The organism is Protofrankia sp. Cas8, assembly GCF_963555845.1.
In the GTDB taxonomy this organism is placed as follows: domain Bacteria; phylum Actinomycetota; class Actinomycetes; order Frankiales; family Frankiaceae; genus Protofrankia.
In genome coordinates, this window is sequence record NZ_CAUVXI010000061.1 from 1 (window position 1) to 25,563 (window position 25,563).

At 67.0% G+C, this 25,563-nt stretch carries 18 protein-coding genes, 2 pseudogenes and 1 riboswitch; of the genes and pseudogenes, 10 read left to right on the forward strand and 10 right to left on the reverse strand.

What is annotated here, in order from left to right:
• The 4 genes from U9977_RS11425 to U9977_RS11440 all read right to left on the reverse strand — a co-directional run.
• On the reverse strand, positions 1-1,469 hold a 1,469-nt coding region (locus U9977_RS11425), incomplete at its 3' end, for a hypothetical protein (protein WP_322749206.1).
• Between the two features lie 53 nt (positions 1,470-1,522).
• Entirely contained in the window at positions 1,523-3,646 is a 2,124-nt protein-coding gene (locus U9977_RS11430; RefSeq protein WP_322749207.1) for a CHAT domain-containing protein, read from the reverse strand.
• A gap of 4 nt (positions 3,647-3,650) precedes the next feature.
• Positions 3,651-4,466, reverse strand: a complete 816-nt coding sequence (locus tag U9977_RS11435; RefSeq protein ID WP_322749208.1) for a hypothetical protein — start codon at positions 4,464-4,466, stop codon at positions 3,651-3,653.
• A gap of 392 nt (positions 4,467-4,858) precedes the next feature.
• Entirely contained in the window at positions 4,859-6,616 is a 1,758-nt protein-coding gene (locus tag U9977_RS11440) for a hypothetical protein (protein ID WP_416210562.1), read from the reverse strand.
• Positions 6,617-6,960: 344 nt separating this feature from the next.
• Here U9977_RS11440 and mptB (U9977_RS11445) point away from each other — a divergent pair.
• Positions 6,961-8,331, forward strand: a pseudogene (mptB, locus tag U9977_RS11445) (polyprenol phosphomannose-dependent alpha 1,6 mannosyltransferase MptB); the annotation flags it as partial.
• 301 nt (positions 8,332-8,632) lie between these two features.
• On the opposite strand, the gene U9977_RS26920 reads toward mptB (U9977_RS11445), so the two are convergent.
• Complete coding sequence (locus tag U9977_RS26920; protein ID WP_416210563.1) at positions 8,633-10,270, reverse strand: hypothetical protein; 1,638 nt, start codon at positions 10,268-10,270, stop codon at positions 8,633-8,635.
• Between the two features lie 530 nt (positions 10,271-10,800).
• Here U9977_RS26920 and U9977_RS11450 point away from each other — a divergent pair.
• A complete protein-coding gene (locus U9977_RS11450) occupies positions 10,801-12,054 on the forward strand; it encodes a Glu/Leu/Phe/Val dehydrogenase (RefSeq protein WP_322749210.1) in 1,254 nt (417 codons plus the stop codon).
• Here the strand turns inward: U9977_RS11450 and U9977_RS11455 are convergent.
• The gene (locus U9977_RS11455; RefSeq protein WP_322749211.1) at positions 11,999-12,424 is read right to left on the reverse strand and encodes an RNHCP domain-containing protein; all 426 of its coding nucleotides are present in this window, start codon (positions 12,422-12,424) and stop codon (positions 11,999-12,001) included. The two genes, U9977_RS11450 and U9977_RS11455, sit on opposite strands and share 56 nt — an antisense overlap.
• A 360-nt stretch (positions 12,425-12,784) precedes the next feature.
• Here U9977_RS11455 and U9977_RS11460 point away from each other — a divergent pair, with 360 nt between their 5' ends.
• From U9977_RS11460 to otsB, 3 genes are all read left to right on the forward strand, one after another.
• The gene (locus U9977_RS11460; RefSeq protein WP_416210564.1) at positions 12,785-13,090 is read left to right on the forward strand and encodes a DUF3263 domain-containing protein; all 306 of its coding nucleotides are present in this window, start codon (positions 12,785-12,787) and stop codon (positions 13,088-13,090) included.
• A gap of 9 nt (positions 13,091-13,099) precedes the next feature.
• Positions 13,100-13,774, forward strand: a complete 675-nt coding sequence (locus tag U9977_RS11465) for a LytR C-terminal domain-containing protein (protein ID WP_322749213.1) — start codon at positions 13,100-13,102, stop codon at positions 13,772-13,774.
• A 62-nt stretch (positions 13,775-13,836) separates the two neighbouring features.
• A complete protein-coding gene (gene otsB / locus U9977_RS11470; RefSeq protein ID WP_322749214.1) occupies positions 13,837-14,688 on the forward strand; it encodes a trehalose-phosphatase in 852 nt (283 codons plus the stop codon).
• A gap of 99 nt (positions 14,689-14,787) precedes the next feature.
• Here the strand turns inward: otsB and U9977_RS11475 are convergent, their stop codons facing one another.
• Positions 14,788-16,293 (reverse strand): trehalose-6-phosphate synthase, encoded by a 1,506-nt coding sequence (locus tag U9977_RS11475; protein ID WP_322749215.1) that lies wholly within the window; start codon positions 16,291-16,293, stop codon positions 14,788-14,790.
• Positions 16,294-16,843: 550 nt separating this feature from the next.
• On the opposite strand from U9977_RS11475, the gene mptB (U9977_RS11480) reads away from it, so the two are divergent.
• On the forward strand, positions 16,844-18,367 hold the full coding sequence (mptB, locus tag U9977_RS11480) for a polyprenol phosphomannose-dependent alpha 1,6 mannosyltransferase MptB (protein WP_322749216.1): 1,524 nt from the start codon (positions 16,844-16,846) through the stop codon (positions 18,365-18,367).
• Between the two features lie 415 nt (positions 18,368-18,782).
• Positions 18,783-19,520: pseudogene (locus U9977_RS11485) on the forward strand (glycosyltransferase 87 family protein); the annotation flags it as partial.
• A gap of 276 nt (positions 19,521-19,796) precedes the next feature.
• Here U9977_RS11485 and U9977_RS11490 read toward each other — a convergent pair.
• Positions 19,797-20,612 carry an HAD family hydrolase gene (locus U9977_RS11490; protein WP_322749217.1) on the reverse strand — a complete coding sequence of 272 codons (816 nt, stop codon included), beginning with the start codon at positions 20,610-20,612 and terminating at the stop codon, positions 19,797-19,799.
• On the opposite strand from U9977_RS11490, the gene U9977_RS11495 reads away from it, so the two are divergent.
• Complete coding sequence (locus U9977_RS11495) at positions 20,605-20,796, forward strand: hypothetical protein (protein ID WP_322749218.1); 192 nt, start codon at positions 20,605-20,607, stop codon at positions 20,794-20,796. The genes U9977_RS11490 and U9977_RS11495 overlap by 8 nt on opposite strands.
• Here the strand turns inward: U9977_RS11495 and U9977_RS11500 are convergent.
• A complete protein-coding gene (locus U9977_RS11500; protein ID WP_322749219.1) occupies positions 20,776-21,774 on the reverse strand; it encodes a glucosyl-3-phosphoglycerate synthase in 999 nt (332 codons plus the stop codon). The genes U9977_RS11495 and U9977_RS11500 overlap by 21 nt on opposite strands.
• Before the next feature lie 2 nt (positions 21,775-21,776).
• Positions 21,777-21,894: riboswitch (SAM riboswitch) on the forward strand.
• Positions 21,895-21,903: 9 nt separating this feature from the next.
• On the opposite strand from U9977_RS11500, the gene thrC reads away from it, so the two are divergent.
• Positions 21,904-23,181: a threonine synthase gene (thrC, locus tag U9977_RS11505; RefSeq protein ID WP_322749220.1), complete on the forward strand. Its 1,278-nt coding sequence runs from the start codon at positions 21,904-21,906 to the stop codon at positions 23,179-23,181.
• 72 nt (positions 23,182-23,253) lie between these two features.
• On the opposite strand, the gene U9977_RS11510 is transcribed toward thrC, so the two are convergent.
• Positions 23,254-24,888, reverse strand: coding sequence for a VCBS repeat-containing protein (locus tag U9977_RS11510; protein WP_322749223.1), 1,635 nt, complete (start codon positions 24,886-24,888; stop codon positions 23,254-23,256).
• Between the two features lie 341 nt (positions 24,889-25,229).
• Here U9977_RS11510 and U9977_RS11515 point away from each other — a divergent pair, with 341 nt between their 5' ends.
• Positions 25,230-25,511, forward strand: coding sequence for a type II toxin-antitoxin system Phd/YefM family antitoxin (locus U9977_RS11515; protein ID WP_322749221.1), 282 nt, complete (start codon positions 25,230-25,232; stop codon positions 25,509-25,511).
• Positions 25,512-25,563 lie beyond the last annotated feature (52 nt).

Genomic DNA, 25,563 nt, shown 5'->3' on the forward strand with positions numbered 1-25,563 from the left:
ACCTCGTGCTGGTTGATCAGATCGGTATGAAGATCGATATAAAGATCGGCATAAAGCGCCAGTGCCAACGGTGAACCGCAAGCCTGACGAACGCCCGTCGCCACCAGGTCGCGATCCTCGATACCGCGTTTCTCCCGCAGGTAACGCCCAGCGGTCTCTTCGTCGAAGTTCGCCAGTTCGATCTTCTCAAGGTCTGCGAACCAGGCCGACACATCCAACCCGTCGACGGCAGGAGAACCGGTTGTCTCCAGCCCCGCCGCGAGCAGTTCAGGGTGTCGGCCGGCAATGATCAAACGTAATGCCGAACACTTGCGGTGTACGTCTGCGAACAGTCTGAGGAAATCACGTGTCTTCTCCTCATCAAAGTTCAGCAGCGCTTCAACGGTGTCGACGACGACAATAACCGGTTGATTTCGGATAACCGTCGGATTTCGGGATGACAGCTCGAGCTTGGCGATAAATTCGTCCGTGACCTTACGGCCGATATCCGCGGCAGCCTGGTCTTCTGACAAGATCCGTGCCGCTGTCGCGAGTCGCTCCGACGGTTGCGTCGGCCGAAGCAGACCGGCGAACAGCTCATAGTGTTCGATGAGCCACTCAAAGTTCGCGGTATCCGTGTGCAGCTGCAACTGAGCGGCGATCGGTAGCAGGATCAGCCACGGATGTCTTCCGAGAATGACCGGGTCGAGCACGCCCAGGTCGACCCGTGCACAGGGAATGTCAGTGGGCGGGCTGTCGCCGTCGGCGTCTTCGCCGGGATGTTCCGGAACGCAGCGCCGGGCAATGAGCCACTGCAAACCCATGGATTTACCGCTGCCGTCGGCTCCGAACAGGTACCAGCCGTGAACACCGCCGTCGTTTGACAGCAGACGCTCCACCTGCTCACGCCAGCCGTTAGGCGGCAGAAAATGGGCCGACCGCCGATGTTCCACGGACCAGTACTGCTGCCGACGCAAGTAGGCCGCCCGGCCGTCGTAGTAATCGCGAAGCCCAGTACGATCGACGCGAAAGTCGTCGCCCAGTACGCCGAGAGCATCCCGGAAACGCGCGAAGTCGCGTGCCCGGTCCGCGGCGGAAAACTCGGCGGTGAACAGTGTCCTAGCCTCCGCCGGATCGGCGATCATCATGTGGCGGAGGTACTCAAGCCGATTATTCCGCTTCTTCTGGTAATGAGCCAGTTTATCGGACAGATTCTGTAACTCAGTCGATTTGTCCCGCCCGGGCTCCGCTCGCCACCAACTCTCCAGGTAACGTTCACGTTCCTCGGCTTCCAGCCGGAAATGGTTTTTCCTGCCTGGCGCCTTCTCAACGAGTCCATGCCACTCAAGCACGTCAAGACCGGGGCTGTCGTCCAGGCCCGCCTCAGGCCGCAGGATTTCCTTCAGTGTTTTTTGATCGAAAATGTGTGCAACTGCGCAGAACTGAAGCAGGAGGGGCCATCTCGAGGGCAGCGGCTGCTGTCGGGTCAACCCGGCCCCACCGGGATCCAGGCGGCCAACCTCAGCGTACGGCGGGACCATGATTATGACCAGGCCCGCAGTTGGGAATCCGCCGCTGCCCACTTTCGGATGCGGCCGAACCCGTGAAACGACCTATCGAAATTTTCTGGCAGCATGTTGAGGTAGGTATCGAATTCATCTGGCCTGACGAAGGGCTGACCAAGACGTTCGAGATACTCGCGGAACAGCCGCTTAAACTGATCGCCGGGAGGTTTGAGGGGCCCTATTATCGCCCGCAGGCGCTCCTCAACCGGGGGCAGCTGCGCGCGCGAATCCGTGATATCCCACATGAGAACGAGCCTCAGTCGCCCCTCTCCGAGTAGTATCGGTAATAAAAAATTACGATAGAAAATCTCGAATTCAACACCGTCCATACCGTCATCACAATTTTCCTCGGAATCGAGAGATTTACGATTCCACACCTTGATGTGATCAAGAAATATCACCCGTGCGATGTCGCCGTCCCACCTTCGCGACACCTTGACGAGTTCCTTGAAGAACTCTTTTACGATACGCATGGCGTGCTTGTTGTCAACTTCTGCGGGGTACGGCGGGAGATGATTGCCGCTGAATTTACACTTCGGAATATGATCCGGGTTTTCCGGGTCCGTCATCGCTTCGAAAATTAGAGTAACTATATCCAGCGCCTTTTCAACCGAGACTTCGACCGGCACTCCGCGGTCATCCCGTGTTTGTCTTCCATCGGCGTCCAGCCGGCGCACCTGGTTATTGCAGTCGACATAGGTGACCCGGAGCCCGCGCAATCTCATGATCAACAATACCCACAGGGCGAGGGATGTCTTGCCAGACTTTTTATCTCCACTGATGACCGCGAAATTCCTCGGCTTCATAGCGGCATAGGGAGGGTCGATCGCCCACCATGCATCTCTACGTTCCGTGTCGCGGTCGACGAGGAGGGACTTCCCATCCATATCCGAGCCGAGAAACAACTGCAGGCGTTCGACCGCCTCGCTGTCGGCGGGGTCGACGTCCACATGTAAAAGATCTCCCCATGGACGGGCACTCAACAGCCGGGGCACGGCCCACACAGGACTGTCGACGCGTAACTTGTACCGGGCGACCGCCATCGCCTGGTCGATCGCGGGAGGATCGCTCTTGCCGAGGGCGTCATAGAAGCTGCGGGAAAATTCGACTGCATGGCTGGACTCGATCTCAGCCCGCATCGCGACCACGGCACCCGCCCCGGAGTAAAGAAACGCCTGCGCAAGATCCTTCATATCGTTGGTCGGGTCATTGCCCTCGGTGCCGCAGACGTTGAGGACGACGAGCCTCGGTTTCCACCTACTGAGAGTGCGGCGACGGACATCGTCCGCACATAGCTGCCAGTCCAACCCGGTTCTCGGCCTGAAGCTGAGCATCGAAGTGCCGTCCCGCCGAGGAATCCGATGTCCAATAAAATGCAGGACATGTGGATGCAATACGTCGATAGTGTCGGCCAGTTTCCTTTTTGACGGTCCGTACAGCACCTCAGTATGCACGCTCACCGACCGGGCGGCAAGACCCGTTGTGATGCTCGCGACTTCCTGATCCGCCAACAGTCCAGGCGTGTCCGGCTCACAGACGACGACCAGGACACGCAAGGGGCCTTTCTCCCTCTCGAATTTCCACTCACCGCGCTGCCGGTGCCACAGCGACCAGGGCATGTTGGGGTCCCGGAAGAAAAACCCGGAGAGACTCGCGTCCGCGGGCCCACAGCCGTACAACAGTTCCCAGGGCAGCGCACGCAGGTCGTCCGGATCGTCGTTCGGAGTGGGTAGAGCCAACAGCACTCGGCAGGGATGATCCGTTTGAAGCGCAAGCCACTGCCCGTGAAACTCCTGCCGGTTGATCAGGGCAAACAGGCCCTCGCCCACCCCCTGGAGGCTGTCGTCTCCAGCGTTGCTCAGCGGCGTATTCCTAGCTATCTGGTCCCGAACGGCCTGCACCTCCGCTGCCGAAAACGATCCCCCGCCCGCTAGCAATAGCCCGGGAGAGCCACTCTGGCCGACTTCACATGGCTCGTCGTAACGGTACAGATTGACGACGTAGCTTCCCGTATTCCCCGGGTCTGACTGAACGTCGAATACCACGGTCGGACCGGAGGGCACGCAGAGAGCCGGCGGCATGTGCGGCTGGTAGGTCGTCATGGCGTCAGGCGACGGATGGAGCCCCGGCACCGACATCCCCCGACCCAGGCTGCGCCTCGCCCGGGGGAACCACGTCGATGACGTGTTCGGGATGCTCACCCACGTAGTTGATCAGTGCGGGGGGAACGTCCGTCGGGAAGGCGCCAAGGCCACCCTGACTCATCCCGAAGTCTTCCACCACTCTACGGAGAAAGGTCCTCTTCAACCGCGTTACCTGGAACATCGGTGTGCAAGCCTCGACCGTCCAGGAGTCGTTGCGGGCGGTGGACCGGTCGAGGTCGAATTTCATGGCGAGATCGACGACTGTGAACGGCCCCGACCCGACGCCCGCTCGGGCGTTGAGCCGGACCGAGCCACCGGACTCGCTCGCGCCGGAGAGGAGAATCCCGCCAGACGCCGTCGTCACGGACGTGACCACGACCTTGTCGAGGTCCCAGCCGCCGGCCCACCACCGCCGCAGCAACGTTGTGGCGACCTCCGTCGCGTCCGCGACGTCGGCCTGGGTCACCCCATCGTAGGCCACCAGCATGGCGTCGCCCCGCCGGAACCGGATCTCCGCCTGCATGCGGGCATCCGCGACACCCGCTGCCGGCGCAAACGTGATTTCAACGCTTCCGTTCGAGTCATGCTCAAAACTCGGAATCGATGTTCCGGCGCGGACGGATAGTCCTGCGGTCATATCGCCGGCCCGCACTAACCTTCCCGACGTCGCCACAAAGATGTCGCCGACCGCGACGACCCTGGTCAGGGGCCAGTTCACCCACCAGTTCGGCCAGCGCTGCGCCATGATGTTCCGGTAGCTTCCCACAACGTCTGGCATGTTCCCCCCGGATGCCCGTTGATCGCGTAGAATGCCCGTCCGATGCGATCGGTTGACATCGTACCGAATCCGGATAATCAGCTGTCTAGCGGTAGTCGGTCTGAAACTGGACAACAACCGGTCGGGAGAAGGCAGGCGCCGGACCCGCGAACGTGCACGTGCACGTGCACGTGCCGAGCGTGCTGATGCGTCGGCCGGCGCAGGGTCGGTGCCGGGTCGGTACAGCAAGAACGATGGACGCAGGCGTCAACTGGCCGTGCGGCGAACGAAGATCGGGAGATGTTTGTCGTTGGGTACGCTTGGCGGCCAAAAAAGGGTACCCAACGACAAACAGCCGCCGATCTTGCCAGCGAACGGCGGAGGACGGCCCCTGATCGGCTTAGGACCACTACTCAGTGGACGTGGGGGTCGGCGGGGCAGTCCAGGGCGCTGGCCCCGGTCAGGCCGCTGACGGTCAGCCGGGCGGACAGGCGTACCGGGCCGGGCGTGTCGGTGCGGATGCCCGTCCAGCCGTCCGCCGTCTCGAACACGCACGCCTCATACCCGTCGTCATACCCGTCGTCCAGCTGCCAGTACGGCGTGAAGTGCACCAGGACGGTCGCGAGCCCCGGGGCGGAGAAGTTCACCGCCAGTGAGCTGACCCCGAGCTCAGTCAGGGTCGCCGGCCCCCGCACCAGCCCCGGCGCGTCGGTGACCAGCCAGACCTTCCAGTGCGGGTCCGACCAGGCGAGCTCGAGGTAGGGCTGGCCGGCCGCCAGCAGCTTCGCCTCCTCGACGGCGGAGGAGTCCAGCTCCACGTCCGGCAGCGCCACGAAACGGACGCCGCGTTCGAGTAGCCACCGATGGTAGGTGTCGGGGGCGAGCGTGCCGTCGTAGAACAGCGAGTTGTACGTCATGTCGAGCTGCCGTTCCCAGCCGCGGGCGAGCGGGACGTGCGGCGCCACCAGCGACGCCTCCCAGTGCGCACGGGTGAACGGGACCTCCACCCGGCCTGCGGCCACCGGGCCGTGGTCGAGGTAGTCGAGCAGACCGGTGTAGTAACCGGGCTGGCCCGAGGCGTCCCCGTAGGTGGCCAGCGCGCCGTGTACGGGGCCGATCTGCCAGCCGACCAGCGGTATCGCGACAACGAGCAGCACCCGTGGACGGCGGGCCAACAGCATCGCCGCGACCGGGCCCGCCAGCAGGGTCGCCGGCCGGGCGATGTTCCCGCCGATCTGCGTCGGGACGAAGAAGAAGACAGCGGCGGCACCCGCCCACAGCCCCAGGCCCCGGCGGATCGCCACGTCCTTCTTCGGGACGACGATCAGCCCGGCGGCGATCAGCACGAGCAGGGACAGAAACGTCAACGCTGGGAACGGCTGCACACCGTGTTCGGGGAACAGTAACGCGACGATGATGCCGCTCGCCGCGCCAACCAGCGGCAGCACTCGACGCCGGTCGAGCGTGCCGAGCAGGGCCAGGCCGATCAGCAGCACGAACCCGCCGGCGAGCGGCGAGGCCAGCGACGAGCCGATCGCACCGACCCAGGCCGCCTTCATCCGCCGCTCACGCACGCCGAGCAGCGCGAGCGCGCCGAACGCCATCCCGAGGGCGAACGGCATCCGCCCGACGACAAGATTCGCCACCGTCGCGACCGCGAACCAGACCAGCGCCAGGTCGTTGCCGTTGCCGTTGCCGTTGCCGTGGTCGTGGTCGTGGTCGTGGTCGTGGGTCCGGCCGCTGCCACGCAGCAGCCGGGTCACGATCATCGTGGACGCGACGCAGGCGAGGCAGCCCAGGGCCTGCACCCCGAACAGCGCCCCGAGCGGCGGGAAGAGCACGCTGTAGCCGGGTACGGTGTGCCCGCCGTACCACTGGTCGTCCCACAGAATCGCGCCGCCGTGCTTGAACAGCCACACTCGGTATTCCTGCGCGGGGGTGTCCGGGCCGGTGAGCCCAAGGAGCAACGACAGTCCACACAGGACGGCAGTGATCATCCACGGTCGGCGCCGGCACGCGGCGGCACCGGCGAGCGCACCGGCGACGATGGCCCGAACCGCTGTGGATGAGGAGCGCTGGTCGCCACATCTGCCGACGAAGGCCGCCACGTGCCGCAATGGGGGACAGAAGGCTGGGAAGGAGTGCACCGCCGGTGACTCGTGCTCAACCATCGGTATCCAGCCTGTCACGTTTCGTCCTACCACGGTTTCACGTGGCACAGTTTCACAACGGTCATCACGATGCCGGCCGCGATGCCGGCCGGGATGCCGGCCGGGATGCCGGTCGGGATGCCGGTCGGGATGCCGGTCGGGATGCGTGTCGGGATGCGTGTCACGCGATCGGCGCGCGCGCCGCCGGTGTTCGCGCCGCCGGTGTTCGCGCCGCAAGGTGCCGAGTGGACCCAACCGACACCTCCCAGTGTCCAACCTCCGGAAACCCGCGGACCGGAACTACCCGGCCAGCGCCGATCCGGACCGCCTGCGGCGGCATCGCTGGACGGCAACGAAGATCAATGATGTCATTCCGTAACCGTGTAGTCCTGTTTGATACACCCGGTGCCTGGCCGACGCTGGTAGGCGCCATCGCGGCGGTTACCGCCGTTCTCGCCGAAGCCCGGCTCGGACCACGCAACCCGGACACGCTCAATCCCTCGTCCTGGTGGGGGATCCTCCCATCCAGCCCACCGCCTGGCGCAACCCGAGGCTGGCTGGCCGCGATCGCCGCCATCGCCGTGATCACGCTGTGTCTGTGTTGGTGCGCCCTGATCCGCGCGACGCTCCGCGAAACCCTCACGCCATCCCGGGTGGCCGTCACCTCGCTCGCATGGACGCTGCCGTTCGCCCTTGGCCCACCGCTGTTCAGCCGGGACGTCTACGCCTATGCCGGCCAGGGCGAGCTCGCCCGCCACGGGCTCGATCCGGCGACACACGGCATCTCGGCGCTGCGCACGCTCGGCCCCCACCTGGACGCCTTCGTGGCCGCGGTTGATCCACGCTGGCGCGAAACCCATGCCCCCTACGGCGGAACGGCCGTGTTCGTCGAGAAGACGGCCGCGGCGGTCGGTGACGCTCTGTTCGGCGCTGGTCCGATCGGTGCCGTGCTCCTGCTACGCCTCGTCGCCGTGACCTCGGTGGTGGCGCTGGTGCTGCTCACGTTGCGCCTGCTTCCCCAGCGGCCGGGCAACCAGCGGCCGGGCAACCAGCGGCCGGGCACCCAGCGGCCGGGCACCCAGCGGACCGCGCTGGTGCTCGCGCTGCTCGCCTGCAATCCGGTCACCGTGATCCACCTGGTCGGCGGCGCGCACCTGGACGCGCTGGCCGGCGCGCTGTGCATCGCGGCACTCGTCGTCGACCGGCACCGGCACCGGCACTGCCTTGATCTCCGTTGGCGGCCCGATCGCCCGATACCTGGACTTCCGATCAGTTCGTATGCCGCCCGGGCCGGCGCGGTCGCCCTCGCCTGCCTGGCAGGCACGATCAAGGCGACCGCCTTCCTCGCTCTCGCCGTACTGCTCGTCGTCCACCTTCGCGAACAGCTCGTGAGCGGCACCGGCACAGCCATCAGGACCGGGGCGACTCCAGGTGCCCAGGCTGCCATGCCCCGGGGCGGCACGGCTGGCGCCATCATCACCGCCGCGACGGGCGTGCTCGTTGACCTCACGGTGGCCACGGCCACGATCACGACCAGCATGATCGCAGCCGGCTTCGGTCCGACCTGGATCACAGCACTGTCCACCGCTGGCAGGCTGCGGACCGACATCGCTCCGGCCGCGCTCCTCGCCCATCCGATCTCGCTATCACTGCGGCTACTCGGCGTCAGCGGCCACGCCGAGACGGTCCTCGCCGGCGCCCGAATCTCGTCGCTTACCGTGGCCGCAGCCGTCATCGCAGCGCTGTTCGGCCGGGCCTGGCGCAACCCGACGCCGCCTGAAGCCGGCACGGCTACGTGGACCGCGACGGCTACGTGGACCGCGATGCCTGGTGGAACTGCATCGGCTGGTGGGACCGCGACGGCGGACGGGCCGGCCGGACGCGTCCCCGACGACGTCGCGATCATTGGTGTCGGCGGAATGGCGGTGGCCCTGGGCGGCCCCGTCGTCTACCCCTGGTATCTCGCGCTGGCCATCCCATCGCTCTCGGTAATAATCGGTACGAGTGGTTCACCTGCACTACGCCGACTGACGATCATCACTTCGGTGACGCTGTGTGTGACGTCGTTGGCGTCGTTGGCCCCGACCTGGACGCTTCTGAGGCAGACGCATCCGCCCGCAGATGTGACCCTGGCCGCTGTTGCGGCCCTGACCGTTGCCGTCGCCATGATCTCCAGGGTTGCCACGGCACGGACCGCGACGACGGCCAAGCGGCACGGACAGCCTCCCAGCAGACAATGAGGAGCAGACCGTTACGGACGACCAGGAGCAGGCTCGCGACGACTCGGCCCTGGATGACGTCCTCATAACGGATCGGATAGACCACGAGCGAGAGCAGGCAGGTCACCAACAGGCCAATGGTGACCCGGCGACGCCGGTCAACCACACAGCGAGCCGCTACGGCAACAGTCTGGCCGGACGAGTGCGGACGGCACGCGGCAACCGCCAGTACCCAGACCAGGTACTGCGGGCTGAGCACCCGACTTGTCACGAGCACGACCAGCAGCAGCGCCAGCATACGGTCCGCCGGGTGGATCGCCGCGCGCGATTCCGCCGCGGCTCGGGAGCCCTCGAGGCTTCGGGACCAACGCGGCAGCCACCAGCGCGCGGCAGCGGCCAGCACGACCACAACCTCTACGAACGAGCAGATCGTTGCCACCAGCTGCGCCAGCTTGGATCCAAACTGCAGCGCCCCCCAGGCATATGACGGTCCAGCATGTAACCCGACCATGTGCGCAAGGACGAACGGGGTCGCCGAAACTGCCTCGACCTGCAGGCCCCGGTCCTTCTGCGCGCCCAGGAAGCCGAAAGCGTCCCGCCACCAGCCGGCGACGAACAGCACCACTGCGACCAACGCGACCGCCCCCACCAACCCGGCCGCCATGCGCACCAGGGCGGCATGGGCCAAGCTGACGGCCGGACGCCCCGAACGTCCGCCCGAGCACCTGCGCAGCCGTCCGTGCAGAGGCCCACGCAGCCGCCCGGCCCAACGGATGCCCGAACCGGGCCCGCCCAACGCGAGCAGCAACAACACCGGCCACACCTTCACAGCGGTCCCGAGACCGACCGCCAGACCGACTCGCCCCCAACGTCCGCCACTGTGCTGGTTCGGCCCGCTCGCAGCCGGCCCGCTCGCCGCCGGCCCGCTCGCCGTCAGTCCGGGCGCAGCTGGCCCGCCGAGCCCCGCGACGGCGACCACGGCGAGCACCGCCGGCACCATGTCGAACCGTGCCACCGACACCGGTCCAAGGGCACAGATCCCGACCAGCCAGAACCGGGCCGCGGACACCGAACGGCGGGCAAGTATGGCGGTGATCGCGGCGTCCGCCGCGAGAATCAGCAGGAAGAACCCGACGTCGTAGGGAAATCCGGTCGCGGCCTCCAGCACGGATGGGACGACCAACACGATGGCGGCAGCCGGGGGATACTGCCAACGGTCGTCGCCGACAGGCAGGCCCCGACCGTGGAGCAGGCCACCGCCCCACTGGTCGTAGAGCCGGACGTCGCCCAGCACACCATGCTGGGCACCCAGGACCTTCGCGGTGATGGCCAACACAACCAGCGCTACTCGGGTGACCAGCCAAAACGCCCAGATCCGCCGGCCTGTCCACGGCTCGAGCCACTGGCGAACGCGGTCCACCCAGCGTCGGCGGCAGTCCACAAACCCGCTCCCCATACGCCGACCAGACCGTCGCCGTGCCGCCCTTGTGGGGCGGATGTCAACCGTCCGCACGATCAGGACGGTAGCGGGCCTCCCCCGTGCAACGGCTTCGGCGTGGCACGGGGACCCCTGGCCAGTGGTTGACCACGGCCCACGGCCCGGACGGCCCTCCGGGTGCTTCATCGGCCCCGGTAGGCTTTCGGCCATCCAGGCAAGGGAGACCTCGGTCAACCCTGCCGCGACACATCGTTCAGCACCCGAGTACTCTGCGTGATATAGCGGTGCATGTGTGCGACCGCCTCCCGGATCGTCCCAGCGATCAGGCTGACAACTGGTGGTGACCATCCGGGCCATGATCTACCCTTGCGTCCTGACACCCGGTCACCGACGAGCGTGCAGAGGCAGCCTCGCGACCCGCGACACCGTCAGTGCGGCGCACACCCGGCCGGCACACGCCCAGCGCCCGGCCGCACGGCGCACGGCGCACGGCGCACGGCGCACGGCGCGGTCAACGGGGACCGCGTACAACACAAGGAGATGTCTGAATGCTCGGATCTCCATCGGCGTGGGACACGGCACGGATCCAGCTGGAGAACGCCGTCCGCCACCTCGGCCTTGATGACGGCCTCCACGATCTGCTCCGGATGCCGCGTCGAGCGATCACCGTGAGTGTCCCGCTGATGCGTGACGACGGGCACCTGCTCGTCCTTTCGGGCTACCGGGTCCAGCACAACCTGGCCCGTGGACCCGCCAAGGGCGGCATCCGCTTCCACCCGTCCACCGACCTTGACGAGGTCAAGGCCCTGGCCATGTGGATGACGTGGAAGTGCGCGTTGATGGGTATCCCCTACGGCGGCGCCAAGGGCGGTATCGCCGTCGACCCGCACCTGCTCTCCCTCTCCGAGCGGGAGCGGATGACCCGCCGTTACGCGGCCGAGCTCGTCCCGCTCATCGGACCAGAAAAGGACATTCCCGCCCCGGACGTGGGTACCGACGAACAGACCATGGCATGGATCATGGACACCTACTCGACGCACACCGGCTACACCGCACCCGGAGTCGTCACCGGCAAGCCGTTGTCGATCGGCGGATCGGCCGGGCGGGCCGGGGCGACGAGCCGGGGTGTACAGCTGTCGGCCTTCGCGGCGCTGGCCGAACACGGCCTCGACCCCTACGACGTCACCGTCGCCGTCCAGGGATTCGGCAAGGTCGGCGCACTCGCCGCGCAGTACCTCCACGACGCCGGCGCTCGGATCGTCGCGGTCTCCGACGTCAAGGGTGGCGTCTACAACCCGCAGGGGCTCAATCCGGCCGCCCTGCTCCGCCGGGTCCAGCGCGGCGGCGACACCGTCGTCGGGCACCCCGGAACCGACACGATCACCAACGCCGAGCTGCTGGAGCTCGACGTCGACCTGCTGGTGCCCGCGGCGCTGGAAGGGGTCATCACCGCGGCGAACGCCGATCGGATCAAGGCGCGGATGATCGTCGAAGGTGCGAACGGCCCGATATCCGCGGACGCCGATCCGATCCTCGACGGAAACGGGGTCGTGGTCGTCCCGGACATCCTCGCCAACGGCGGCGGCGTCGCCGTCTCCTACTTCGAATGGGTACAGGACATCCAGGCCTACTTCTGGACGGAGGACCAGGTCAACGACCGGCTGTGCGACATCATGAAACGCGCCTACGGGGAGGTTTCAGCGCTGGCCACCGAGCGTGGCGTGAGCCTGCGCGCCGCCGCGCACATCATCGGGGTCGGCCGGGTCGCCGACGCGCACCGGACCCGCGGCCTCTACCCCTGACGCCACCGTCCCCTAGCCCCCCGCCGAGCTCGCCACGGCCGCGAGGCGGGGCGGACGGGCCGAACTCGGCGGCGCCCGCCGCCGACACCTTGATGATCGTCTCCATGTCGTCCGCCGGAGCCGTCCTGTTCCTGCGCTCGTGCCCACATGTCTCGCAGCGGTGCGTCAGGACGGTGTCATGGGGACGGGCCTCCACCGCAACCGGGCGCATCGGGCCGCCACACTGCGCCGCTCGATCACCGGGGTTGACGTCCACATGACGGGACCACAGGCAGCACGGACAGTGGTTGGTGTAACCGTCACCGTGGACCGGTGTCCCACAGGCGAGGCACTGGAAATCCTCGGTGGTGCGGACGAAGCGACGGGTCACCTGCCGACAGTATTGGAGTGACCGGCTATCGGGGACGCGGCGTCGCGGGGCTGGGGTGCGCTCACGACCGTTGTCCGAAATGCTCAATGAGTGATCTTCGTCATGGCACGGCCAGACCAGGCCACATCCACCAGAAGTGATCCCGCGTGTCGCCCGCCTCGGCCGAAGTTGTCGGACCCATCCTCTGAAATAGTGGGCGGCGAACCACAACCCTGTGATTCGCGGATCCCGTCCCGTCTGGAGGAGGCCATCGCCGTGGCAGTCGCCCACGTCCTGGCACCGGAGTCCGAGACCCTCGGCCCGCCGCCACATCCCATCGAGGTACCGGCCGCCGAGCCACGGGGCTCCGTCGACTCCCCGGTGTCCGCGCACGCCGCACAGACGGATACCAAGCGCGACACAGTGGATGCTTTGAGCGATCGCCAGCGCCAGATCCTGGAGTTCGAGCGGCACTGGTGGCGTTATGCGGGCGCCAAGGAGACCGCGATCCGCGCCGAGTTCACAATCTCAGCAACCCGCTACTACCAGATACTGAACGCTCTGATCGACTCCCCCGCAGCCCTCGTCGCCGACCCCATGCTGGTCAAGCGGCTACGCCGGTTGCGGGCGACACGCCGACGGGCACGCGCCGGCGGCACCGCCCGACTCGACCCGGCTGAGATGTGAGCGCCCGCCATGACCGATACCACCGTCACGTCGCCCAGCCCGCCCCGGCCGCCCCGGCCGCCCCGGCTGCGTCCCGGTGATCGACTGCACGCCATCGCGGCCGGCAGCATCGCCGTGCTCGCCGTGCTCGGCTGCATTCTCGTGGTCAATCTGGTGAACGACCCGTCCGCGGACAAATCTGCCGCGACTGCCGCTGCGGCAGCCGCCGCCTCGGCATCGGCACACGCCCCGGCGGCGGGCGCGTCGCCGACAGCCGCCGCTTCCGCCGCAGCGGCGGTAGCCAGGCCGGCAACCTCGCATCCATCCGCGGCGGTTACCTCGCCGTCTCCCAGGGTCACGTCCCAACCGCCGGCAGCCGCGGCACCCACCCCGGCCGCCGCGCCCAAGCACGTCTTCATTCCGATCGTGATCCTCAACAATTCCAAGATCCCGGGGCTTGCCGATTCCGCCCGGACGCGGCTGGAAGCCGCGGGCTTCACTGTGGCACGAACCGGCAACTACCAGTCGGCGTACGACGTCCCGGAGCCGACCGTGTTCTACGACGAGGGACACCAGGATGCGGCTCAGACCGTGCTGGACCTGATCCCGGACGTGAAGCAGGCGAAGCCGAAAACCAAGAGCTTCGTCGCGGACGAGCCGCTCATCCTCGTCGTAACCAAGGCTTTTTCGCCAACCGCGCCGTGACCGCCAACGGCCGCGCGGCCCTGGCTGGCGGCCCTGAGAGAACAAGTGACGGACCTGACCTCATGACTTCCACGCCCGGTTCTGGCCCGATCGCCACAGCGCCGCGGACGCTGGCCGGCGGCGCAGGGCTCGCGACCCTACTCACCGACCCGCGCCGTGCGCTGATCTCCCTGGACTACGACGGCACGCTCGCACCGATCGTCGCCCGCCCATCGGACGCCGTTCCGGCGCCAGGCGCCCTGGCCGCGCTGGCGCGGATAGCCCAGCAGGTCGGATCGGTCACCATCATCACCGGGCGGCCGGTCGAAGCCCTGCTCGCTCTCGCCCGCTTCACTGAACAGCCGGGGCTCGAGTCGATGGTCATCCTCGGCCAGTACGGGCTGCAACGGTGGGACGGCGTCACCAACCGGATCACGAGCCCCGAGCCGCTGCCCGGGGTCGCGGCGGTCAGGGCCGCCCTGCCACGGCTGCTTGAGGACGCGCCCGCCGGCACCGTGGTCGAGGACAAGAAGCACGCGCTCGTCGTACATGTGCGTCGCACCTCCGACCCGGAAGCCTCCCTGGCGGCTCTCACGCCCGCGTTGACCAGCCTCGCCGCAGACCACGGGCTCGAGGCGGCGCCCGGCAAACGGGTACTGGAACTGCGTCCACCCGGCCACGACAAGGGGCGGGCGCTACGCGACCGGGCGGCGGAACTGGGTGCCCGGTCGGTCCTGTTCGCCGGTGACGACATCGGCGACCTGCCGGCTTTCGACGCTGTCGACCAGCTGCGGACTACCGGGGTGCCGGGTCTGACCGTGTGCAGCGACGGCCCGGAGGTTCCAGCTCAGCTGCGGGAACAGGCAGATCTCGTCGTTCCGGGTCCGGAGGGGGTGGTCGCGCTGCTGCGCCTTCTCTCCGACCGCCTCTCCTGAGGTGTTTCCCGGTCGTCGAGCGAGCACCTTCAGGCGAGCACCTTCAGGCGAGCGTGGTCAGGCGAGCGTGGTCAGGCGAGCGTGGTCAGGCGAGCGTGGTCAGGCGAGCAGGGCCTCGAGCTGCTCTCGAAACCACCGGTGCGGGGGAAGCCTGCTGGCGACGGCGGCGAGCCGCTCGCACCGGCCACGCCGCTCGTCCGGGGTCATCAGCAGCGCGGCGTGCATGGCGGCCGCCGTCTCGCACACGTCGAACGGATTGATCACCAGTGCATCGGCGGCCATCTCCGCGCACGCCCCGGCCTCCCGGGACAGCACCAGCGCGGCCCCGGACCTCGACAGTACGGCGCCTTCCTTGGCAACCAGGTTCATCCCGTCCCGGATCGGATTCACCACCAGGACCTCGGCGAGTGACAACGCGGCCAGCGACCGTGGATAGTCGTCGTTGACCTCGAGCCGGAGCGGCAACCAGGACGCGGTCGCGAACTCGTCCTCGATCTCCGCCACGATCCGCTGGACCGCAGCCGTGTACTCGCGGTACTCGGGAAGATCGTGGCGTGACGGGTAGGCGCAGACGAGGTGCACCACCTGGCCGCGCCACCGTGGATGCTGGCGCAGGAGCTCCCGGTACGCTTCCAGGCCGCGGACGATGTTCTTCGACAACTCGGTCCGATCCACCCGCACGATCACCCGGCGACCGGCGATCAGCTCCCTCAACTCGGCGGCGCGGGCAGTGACGTCATGCCCGTGGGCGCGCTGCGCCAGGGCGGCGCCGTCAACCCCGAGCGGGTGGACGCCGATCCGGACCACGCGGCCGCGGTATCGCAGCTGCGGCAGGCTCGTGGTGCCGGTCGTCTCGACGTCGTGGTCTGTCTCGACGTCGTGGTCGATGACGATGTCCGCGCCGAGTATCGCCCGGGCGCACCGACAGAACGCCTCGGCCCACGCGGCCGTCAGGAAGCCCAGCTGGTCTGCGCCGAGCATGCCGTCAAGGACCGCGCGGGCGACGTCATCCGGCAGCATCCGGAAGTACTCGGGCGGCGCCCACGGGGTATGGCTGAAGTGGGCGATCCGCAGATCCGGCCGGAGGCGACGCAACTGCGCAGGCGCAAGAGTCAGGTGGTAGTCCTGGATCAGTACGGCCGCGCCGGGTGCCGCCTCACGCGCCAGCGCCTCGGCGAACATCGCGTTGTAACGTTCGTAGGCCAGCCAGTCCTGCTGGAACGCCGGCCCGAAAGACGGCTGGAATGCCGGTGCATACAGAAGATGCAGGACGAACCAGAGTGTACGGTTGGCGACCGCGTTGTAGGCCCGCTCGAACACGACCCGGTCCACATCGAGCATGCACACCGCGGCGCCGCCGGTGTCATGGCCGGCGCGATCGAGCCGCCCCTGCGGGGCGAGGCGGGTGGCCCGCCGGTCGGCTTCGGTCAACGCCGCGCAGACCCACACCAGCCCACTGCCACCGGTGGTACCCCCGGACGTGGCATCGTCGCCCGCGACCGCATGCAAGCCACTGACCAGCCCGCCACCGCCGCGACGCGCGGTCAATGAACCATCATCGTCCGCAGTGAACGCCACCGGCCCGCGGTTGGAGGCAACGAGCACACGGGCCGTTCCGATAGGCGTGGAACATCCCAGTTCGTCAACCCCCGTGATATGACGCACACCCGGAGACTAGGGCATGCCTTCAAGATCTTCACCAGGCCGTCCCGCACCAGGCCGTCCCACACCGGCCCGACCTGGTGCGATCACACCTTGCCCACGCCCTACCCACACCTCATCTACACTTCGTCCACACCGGGCTGAATCCGATAAAAGCTTACTATATGATAGTAAGATATAATTCGCTATCTGCGCCACACGACAGCCCTGCGGCATGCCAGCAGCACCACACGACGCCAGGGCCACATGCCAGCAGCACCACACGACAGCGCCGCCGACTGACAACCCGGGGTTAACCTACTTTTCGACGGAATCAATATAAAATGTCAAATGACTGCGGTTGTCTCGTGTGCCATGCCGCGCACGCGAGCAGATGACAGAGGCAGGGTCCGGGCGGCCCTCCGCGGGCGTGATGCCGCGGGGCGGTAGCGTCCCGACCACGTACCTCCGTGAAGGCTCAAGCCGCGCGAAACCCGCCGAGCTCGGGTGGCGCATGGCCGGTGGGCATAGCGAGGCGATCTTAGCCGGGCTACTCGGGCTCGCTGGCGCATGCCTGGTCGTCGCTACGGCGGGGCGGCTCGCGCTACGCTCCGGGGTTGAGCTGCCTACCGACTGGTTCGGGTTGCTCATCCCGGTGCAGCTCGATCGTGCTTCAGCCCTGCCCGCCTTCATGATTATCGGCGTCGCGCTCCTCGTCATCGGCTGGTTGCAACTGTGCCTGCTGGCCAGAAGGGGCTCGGTCTCGCTCAGCCAGACCGGGATCATCATCGCCGTCTGGTGTCTGCCCGTCGCTGTGGGTCCACCGATCCTGAGTCTGGACATATACAGCTATGTGGCGCATGGCGCCATGCTCACCGCCGATCTCAACCCGTACCGGAACGGTCCGAATATTCTGGGTAACCAACCCAGCTTGCTCGCGAGCGACCCGGTCTGGCGGATGTCGCGGGCACCCTATGGGCCATTGGCGCTCGCCCTGCTGAAGGCCGCCTATGGGCTGTCCGGCGGGACCGTGCTGGGAACGGTCCTGATCCTGAGGGCACTCGCGCTCGCCGGTGTCATCGTGATCCTCGGGTGCGTCGCGTGGGCCGCGGACCCCCGGCGACGGCCGCTGGCCCTCGCCGCCGCCGGCAGCCCGGTTGTCATCCTGCAGCTCCTCGGCGCCGTCCACCTTGAATCGATCATGGTGGCACTGCTCGCCGCGGGCCTGCTGGCCGCCCGGGCCGGGCGGCCGATAGCGTCCATGATGTTGCTTACCGCGGCCACCGCGGTGAAGTGGCCGGCGGCGTTCGCAATCGTGGCGGTCGCCGTGTGGCATGCGGGAACCCCCGTACCGGGCACCCGCCCGCGCAACACCGGCCCTCCCGACGCCCGCCCGCCGCATGCGCGGGCGTGGGTTTGGGCACGGCTGCGGCCGGTGGCTCGGGATGTCGGCGTCGTCAGCGCATCCGGGCTGGTCCTCGTCCTGCTGATTCCAGACGGGCTCGGTTGGTTACGTTCGGCGGCGACTCCCGCCTCGGGCCTCACCCTGTACGCACCGACGGTCGGTCTTGCCGACGGGCTCGCAAGGCTGGGCGACATCGCCGACATGAAGATCCAGTTTGCGCAGGCGCTCAACCTGACCCGGACCGCCGGCATCGTGGTCACCGCCGGGGTGATGCTGCGCCTGTTGGCAACCATCCGTGCGCGGAACCTCGCCGCGACTGTCGGCTGGGGCCTACTGACGCTGGCGGTTCTCGGCCCCGTCCTGTACCCGTGGTACCTGACATGGGGGCTGATACCGCTGGCCATGGCAACCGACCGGGTCCGCCTGAGTCTGCTCGGCACGGTGTCCGCGGTCGGTGCGTTTCTCGCCCTCCCACACTGCGAACTGTTGTTCGCCAACCTACCTGGAGCCACCCCGTGGCTCCAGCGCCAGGCACCGGTTATCGCGATCAGCACACTCTTCCTTGTGCTGATCTCTGTGGTGATACTCACACGGCGCCGGGACAGCTGGTCCACGACGACCCTCAAGCGCTGACATCGGCGGGCACCGGCGCCCCGCGACGCCGGCCCCACGCCGCCTGGCCCCGCAGGCGCTGGCATCGTCAGACGATGGGATCGTCAGGCGCTGGCATCGTCAGGCGCTGGCATCGTCAGACTTCCCGGCAGCTGCAAGCACCGGCACCCGCGGGTGCCGGTGAGGATCCGGTCAGGACGCCCGAACACGAGAAGGACGTCCGAACACGAGAAGGACGTCCGAACACGAGAAGGACGTCCGAACACGAGAAAGGGGGAACGGCATGCGCGCGCGCCTGAACGCGGCCACGGTGCTGCTCGGCGTCGGCCTGTTCGCCCTGGTCGGCCTACTCGCGTTCGGAACCCGGATCGACCTTGCCGTGTACCGCCTGGGCGGCGACGCATTTCTGCACCATTTGCCCCTGTATGACCAGGTCATGCCTGGTACCGGCCTGCCCTTCACCTACCCGCCGTTCGCCGCCGTGCTGTTCGGCCCCCTCGCCCTCCCGCCGAAGCCGGCAGCACAGGCCATCTGGGCGCTGGTCCTGCTGACCTGCCTGGCGGAGTTGACCCGCCAGGTGCTCGCCGCGGCCCGCACCGACCCGCTCGCGTCCAGGCCGGCTGCGGTTGGGATACCGGCGGTCGGGCGGCAGGCGGCACTGGCCGTGGGCCTCCTGGCCGTGGAACCGATCCGAAGCAATCTCGCCTATGGCCAGATCAACATCCCGCTCATGCTATTGATCATTCTTGACCTGCGTCGTAGGTCCGGGCCGCTGCCCTCAGGTGTACTGATCGGCATCGCCGCGGCGGTGAAGCTCACTCCGTTGATCTTCGTTCCCTACCTCTTCGCCACGGGCAGACGCCGGGACGCGGGCATGGCCGCACTCTCCTTCAGCGCCTGCTCCGCGCTGGCGGCCCTGGCCACTCCGGCAGACTCGGCGCGGTTCTGGACCAGGCTGGCGCTCGACCCGTCCCACGTCGGCGGGATCGCGTATGCGGGCAACCAGTCGCTGTCCGGGGTGGCGACCCGCCTCGCCGGTCATGCCGTGCACGACGAGCTCTGGTTTCAGCTGGTGACGCTGAGCACAGCCGCCGCCGGGATCGGACTGGCAGTGGCGGCCACTCGCCGCCACGAGCCCCTGCTCGGCTGGACGGTATGTGGCATCACCGGGCTGCTCGTCTCACCGATCTCCTGGACCCACCACTGGCTGTGGGCACTGCCCGCGCTGGCCTGGCTGGCCGGCCCGACCGGGCCACGCGGGGGGCGGCTCGCGGCACGCGGCGGCTTTGCCCTGCTCGTCCTCGCTCCGATGTGGTGGCTGCCGTACGAGCACGACCGCGAGTACTCCTGGCACGGCTGGCAGCTGTTGGTCGGGAACTCCTACGCCATCGCGGCTGTTCTCTTTCTCCTCGCCGTCGTCGGCCACCTGGCTTCCCGGGCTGGCAGGAGATCAGACCGTGGCGGGCCGCGCGGTCGGCAGCGTCGAGCGGACCGCGCTGGCCCAGCCGGAGCCGAGCGCGCCATCCTCCACGACAACGTTGTCGTGGTCCGGCAACAACCCGACGAGATCGGTGTGTCGCAGCGCGTTCGCGACCAGGTGCATGCGGCCGACCTCACGGGCCATGATCAGGTCGCTGGCGGAGTCGCCGATCGCGATCGCCTGGTCCGGACGGAACCCGCGGCGGGCCAGGTCGAAAGCCACCGCGGCGCCCTTGCTGACACCCTCGGGAACGAGATGATAGACGTGCGGGACATCATCCACAGCCGGCATGCCAGCCCACGAAATGATGCCGTTGTCCCGGATGGTCAACCAGTCGAAACCCTCCGCCACGAGCCATAGGTTCACCTCGGCCACGTCGATGTTGCCCCGGAGCATGATGTCGACCTCGCGTCCGCGGTGCCAGGGTCGGTACACCTTCAGGCGTCCCGAATACCGCGCGATCAGCGCGGCAAGGAGCGAATCCGGTATCTGGTCCAGATCGGCTGGCATGGCTCCGCGCAGGACCTGGCTGTTGCGTCCATGGTCCCAGCCGACGATCGCACCGAGCTCGGCTATGAAGCCGTCTGCGCCGAAAATCGCACCGGCTTCGACCAGTTGCGACCTGGTCCGGCCGCTGACCAGCACCAACGCGATGCTCGCCCGGTGTAGGTCGATGAGGGCGCGAGCCGGATCAAGGGTGGTGGAGTGGTCCTCGTTCCGGAAGAAGCACCCGAACGGCCCGACCATGGTTCCATCAAGATCGGTGTAGACGACCCGGATGCTCATCAGCGATGTCCTCCTGCTCGTGCCGCTGGTGCTGGTGCTGGTGCTGGTGCTGGCGATGGCGATGGCGATGGCGATGGCGATGGCGATGGCGATCTTTCTAGGTTTGTACGCCGGAAAACCCCTTGTTGACCTTACAAACCTCGAAAGATCGAATGTTCGGATGTCATCGCGGTCCGTCACCTGAAACGCGCGCCGCCCGGCGAGCGGCATACTCCGGAATTGTGATCATCGGGGAACGCTCCCGCACCTCGACCCGGTGGGTGTGCGGCTCAAACCCGCCGTCGCAGCGGCGGAACTGGGTCAACGTCTGCCCCGGAGCCGGGCTGTGGACACCTAGCCGGGTCCACGCCGTCTGGATGATCTCGGCCGCCATGCGTCCGAGAGCGTCGTCGGGCTGGTGGCGATGGATCTTTCGTCCGACCTCGACCTGCGCGATCGCATCCGCGCCCGCCAGGGACAGGACGTCCACCAGCTGGGCGAACTCGACTCCGTAGCCGGAGACGAACGGTAGCCGCTCGAGCAGGACGCGGCGGCCGGCGAACTCGCCCGCGAGCGGTTGCACCAACCCGGCCAGCGCCGGCCAGTGCATGTTGAGCAGGGGGCGCGCGACGAGTTCGGTAACCCGCCCACCACCGCCGGGCAGCAGGCCGCCCGCCAGCGGCCGGTCGTAGGACGCCTTGACATAGGACACCTCCCGCTCGGTCAACAGGGGCCCCAACAGCCCGGTCACCACCTGGGTGTCGAAGTCCTCCAGGTCCGCGTCGACGAAAATCACAATATCTCCGGACGAGGCGTACAGGGACTTCCACAGAGCTTCACCCTTACCCGCGATCCGCCCGTAGCCGGGCAGGATCCGCTCCTCGGGGATCACCACCGCACCCGCGGCGGTCGCCTCGGACGCGGTCGCGTCGACCGACCCCGGATCGATGACAATGATCTCGTCAACGAGCGGCACCCCGACAACAAGATCGCGATGGATCGCAGAAACGATCGTGCCGACCGTGGCGGCCTCGTTCAGCGCGGGCAACACCACGCTGATCGGACCCTCCTTGCGGGCCAGCAACCGGACGGGCGAGAAGTCACGCCCGTCATACGTTCGACGCTCGAACCAACGGTGCACATCACGCCGCACCCGGTCTACAGTACGGACTGACAACTTCATCCGGCTCATCCAGAGGGGCAGAGGGACCGGCCCAGTGAAGCCCCGGCAACCACCCGCATCCGTGCGAGGCAGGTGCTAATTCCGACCCGAGACGCAACGGGCTCTCGGGAAAGATGAGGAGTTTCACCCATGACAGTCGCTCCCGAGCGCCCTGCTACGATCGGTTCGCAATCCGCCAATCCGGCGGTCTCCCTGGCGTGCCGGCACTGCGGCGCCACATTCCCGCTCTCCCCGACGCACGTCTGCGTCGAGTGTTTCGCCCCGCTGGAGATTGCCTACGACGAGGCCCTGCTGCGCCGGGTCACCCGGGCTTCCATCGAGGCCGGGCCCACCAACCTGTGGCGTTATGTCGGGCTTCTTCCCGCCGGCCACGACCCGGCGCACCGGGTGTCGCTCGGAGCCGGCTGGACGCCGCTGCGCCCGGCTCCACGGCTCGCCGCGGAACTCGGAATGCGGGCACTGTGGGTCAAGGACGACAGCGCGAACCCCACCCACTCGTTCAAGGACCGGGTCGTCTCGGTGGCGCTGTCCGCCGCCCGCGAGCACGGTTTCGCCACGGTCGCCTGTGCGTCCACCGGGAACCTCGCCCAGTCCGTGGCGGCGCATGCCGCGTCCGCCGGGTTGCGCTCGGTGGTGCTGATCCCGCACGATCTCGAGGACGGCAAGACCGTGTCAACCGCCGTCTACAGCGGCACACTGGTCGCGATCGACGGCAACTACGACGACGTGAACCGCCTGTGCAGCGAACTGTCCGGCGAGTACGAGTGGGCGTTCGTCAACGTCAACGTACGGCCGTTCTACGCGGAGGGTTCCAAGACCCTCGGCTACGAGGTTGCCGAGCAGCTCGGCTGGCGGCTGCCGGAACAGGTCGTTGTGCCCATCGCCTCCGGGTCGCTGCTGACCAAGATTGACAAGGCCTTCGGCGAGTTCGGCCGCCTCGACCTGGTGGAGCCGACGCCGTACCGGGTCTTCGGCGCGCAGGCCGAGGGCTGCAACCCGGTCGCCGCGGCCTTCGCCCGTGGGGTTGACACAGTCGCCCCGGTGAAGCCGTCGACCATCGCCAAGTCCCTGTCGATCGGCAACCCGGCGGACGGCCCGTACGCACTCGACGTCGCCCGGCGGACCGGCGGTGCGATCACCGACGTCACCGACCCCGAGATCATCGATGGCATCCGCCTGCTCGCCCGCACCGAGGGCGTCTTCGGCGAGACCGCCGGCGGCGTCACCGTCGCCTGTCTGGCGCGGCTGCTGCGCGAGGGGCTGCTCGACCCGGATGCCGAAACCGTCATCTTCAACACCGGGGACGGCCTGAAGACCCTCGACCCGCTGGTGTCGACAGGCCGGCCGACCGCGACCATCCGCCCGTCTCTGACCGCCTTCGAGGCCGCCGGCCTCGGCGACGGCTGAACGGCTGAACGGCCGTCTTTTCACCGATTCGCTCATGAGAATGCCTGTATGACAACGCTTTGTCTCACCGGGTCAGGAACCGGCCCCGTGTCCTGAGATCCACCGCTGCGGCGGCCAGAAACCGGACCCGGATGACACCGAGACCCACCAGTCCCCATTGACTTCATCAAAGGTCACCACATCGGCTTTACCATCACCCGTGACGTCAGCGAGAAACTGCTCGTTCGTGCCGATTCCATGACCATTCGCCCATGCTGTCGGCGCCCAGAAACCGGACCCGGAGGATGTGCCGACATCCCAGTGCCCGTTGGCCGCGAAGAAGTAGGCGGCATCCGCCCGCTTGTCACCGTTCACATCACCTACGAGGCGACTTGTGCTGCTGAGGCCATGCCCGACCGACCATCGCGGGGGATAGCTGAAGCCGTTTCCGGTGGATGCGGCCACGTACCAGTCACCGCCCCCGGCTATGTAGACTCCGGCGTCAGCCCGACCGTCGCCGGTGAAATCGGCCAACGCCTGGTCGGTCGTGCCGACCCCGTGTCCTGAGATCCACCGCTGCGGCGACCAGAAACCGGAACCGGACGACGCCGAAACCCACCAGTCCCCGTTTGCCGCATCGAAAGTGACTACATCGGCCCTTCCGTCCCCGGTGACGTCTGCCACCCACTGGCGGTTGGTGCCGACACCGTGGCCGTAGGCCCAGTCAGTCTCAGGCCAGAATCCGCTGCCGGACGAGAGGCTCACCCGCCAGCGTCCGGTCGAGGCCCAAAAAGCAATCAGATCGGCCCGGCGGTCGCCGTCCACATCGGCCGCGAAGTACGTGTCAGCACCCACGGTGTGGCCGAAAGCCCAGCTCTGTGGAGCGCCGAAACGGCCGTCCGCCTGCGCCAGCGCAACCATTGCGACACCCGAATCGCGGAACATCACGATCGCGTCTGACCGACCGTCGCCGTTGACATCGGCCAGGAGTCTCGTCCCGGGTCGTGCGGGTTGCGCCACTGGTGCATGAACCACACCGATGGTGGTGTAGCCACTCAATGGCGTGATCTTCTTCTGCTTCTTATCCCAGCTGAACGTTGACCAAACGCCATCATTCTTGTCAGAAAGATTCTGACTGACCGTCGACACCGAGACTTTGTCGCCTGTTCCACTCACGCTTTCGACGACTGCGACATGACCCTTTCCGCCCATACCGCCGCCAAAGACAAGAACGTCGCCAGCACCTACACCGGCGATCGATCCATTGCTATCCTTGGAAAGATTTTTCGGCGCGGTGTCGTACATTTGATAACCGTCGCCGGACCAATTTTTAGTGATCCAACCTCTGACCAGATAAAGCCGATTGACGAGCTCTACACACTGCCAGCGCAAGCCGCTGAGTACCGACTTGGGCTGGCCGGCGGGACCGATGTCGACGTAGTTTTTGTCGTTCAGGTCGGAACTGTAGGAATGGTCATTCGAATAGACATCGACTCCCTTCCCACTCAGCCAGCTCGAACCACTGAGAATAATTCGGTTGGCCTTTTTCGCTGTAGCCAGAGCCTGATTCGTCGGCCCGAATATCGTCAGGCCGGCACCGACCAACAACACCGCCAGGCCGAGCAGGCACGTTCCGAAACGGCCGGGTGCCGATCTTTCAACTGTTTTCCCGCAGGTCATTTTCCCCCCAAAACACGATTGATCGTCAAAGGGTAGCGCCCAGCTCACCAATAGGACGGCAACCTACAAACAACAGCGTCACCAGCAAATGAATCCTCGTTCCATTCGGTCCTAATTATTGCTGAGATCCCATCAAAAAATGGCTTCGGCGGCGTTGAAGGACCGGGCAATCCGCAGGCCGAGGATCGGCGACCCTTACCGTGATCGTGGTAGGCCCTCGGGATGGTGGAAAAAATCGCCCGAGCGAACTGAGCAGGATGCCGACGCCAGCTGGAGCCCTGCGCTGCGAGGACCGTCGAGGAGTGCCCGACTCTGGCACCCCGCGTCCTGGCTGTGCGGCCCCATGTCGGCACGCTGGATGTCGTCCTAACCGGATGCAACCATAGATCATGTTGTACATTTCGATCATGATCGCAGCGGCGCACAAAACTGACCTTCGTGCCTCGGAGGTTGAAATCGGTATCGCCGAAGTGCGCTCGCGCCTCGGCGAGGTGGTCAACCGTGTCCACGAGGGCGACGTCGTCTACCTCACCCGCAACGGCACGCCGACCGCAGCGATCCTGCCCATCGACGAGCTTCGCCGCCTCGTCGAAGCCGAGGAAGGGCTGGAGGACCTCCGCGCTGTCGTCGCCGCGGACCGTTGCGGATCAGGGTCTCCTACTAGCGCGTGATCTACGAGATGCAGGGAGACCGCGGAGACCACACCGATATTCGCATCCTGTA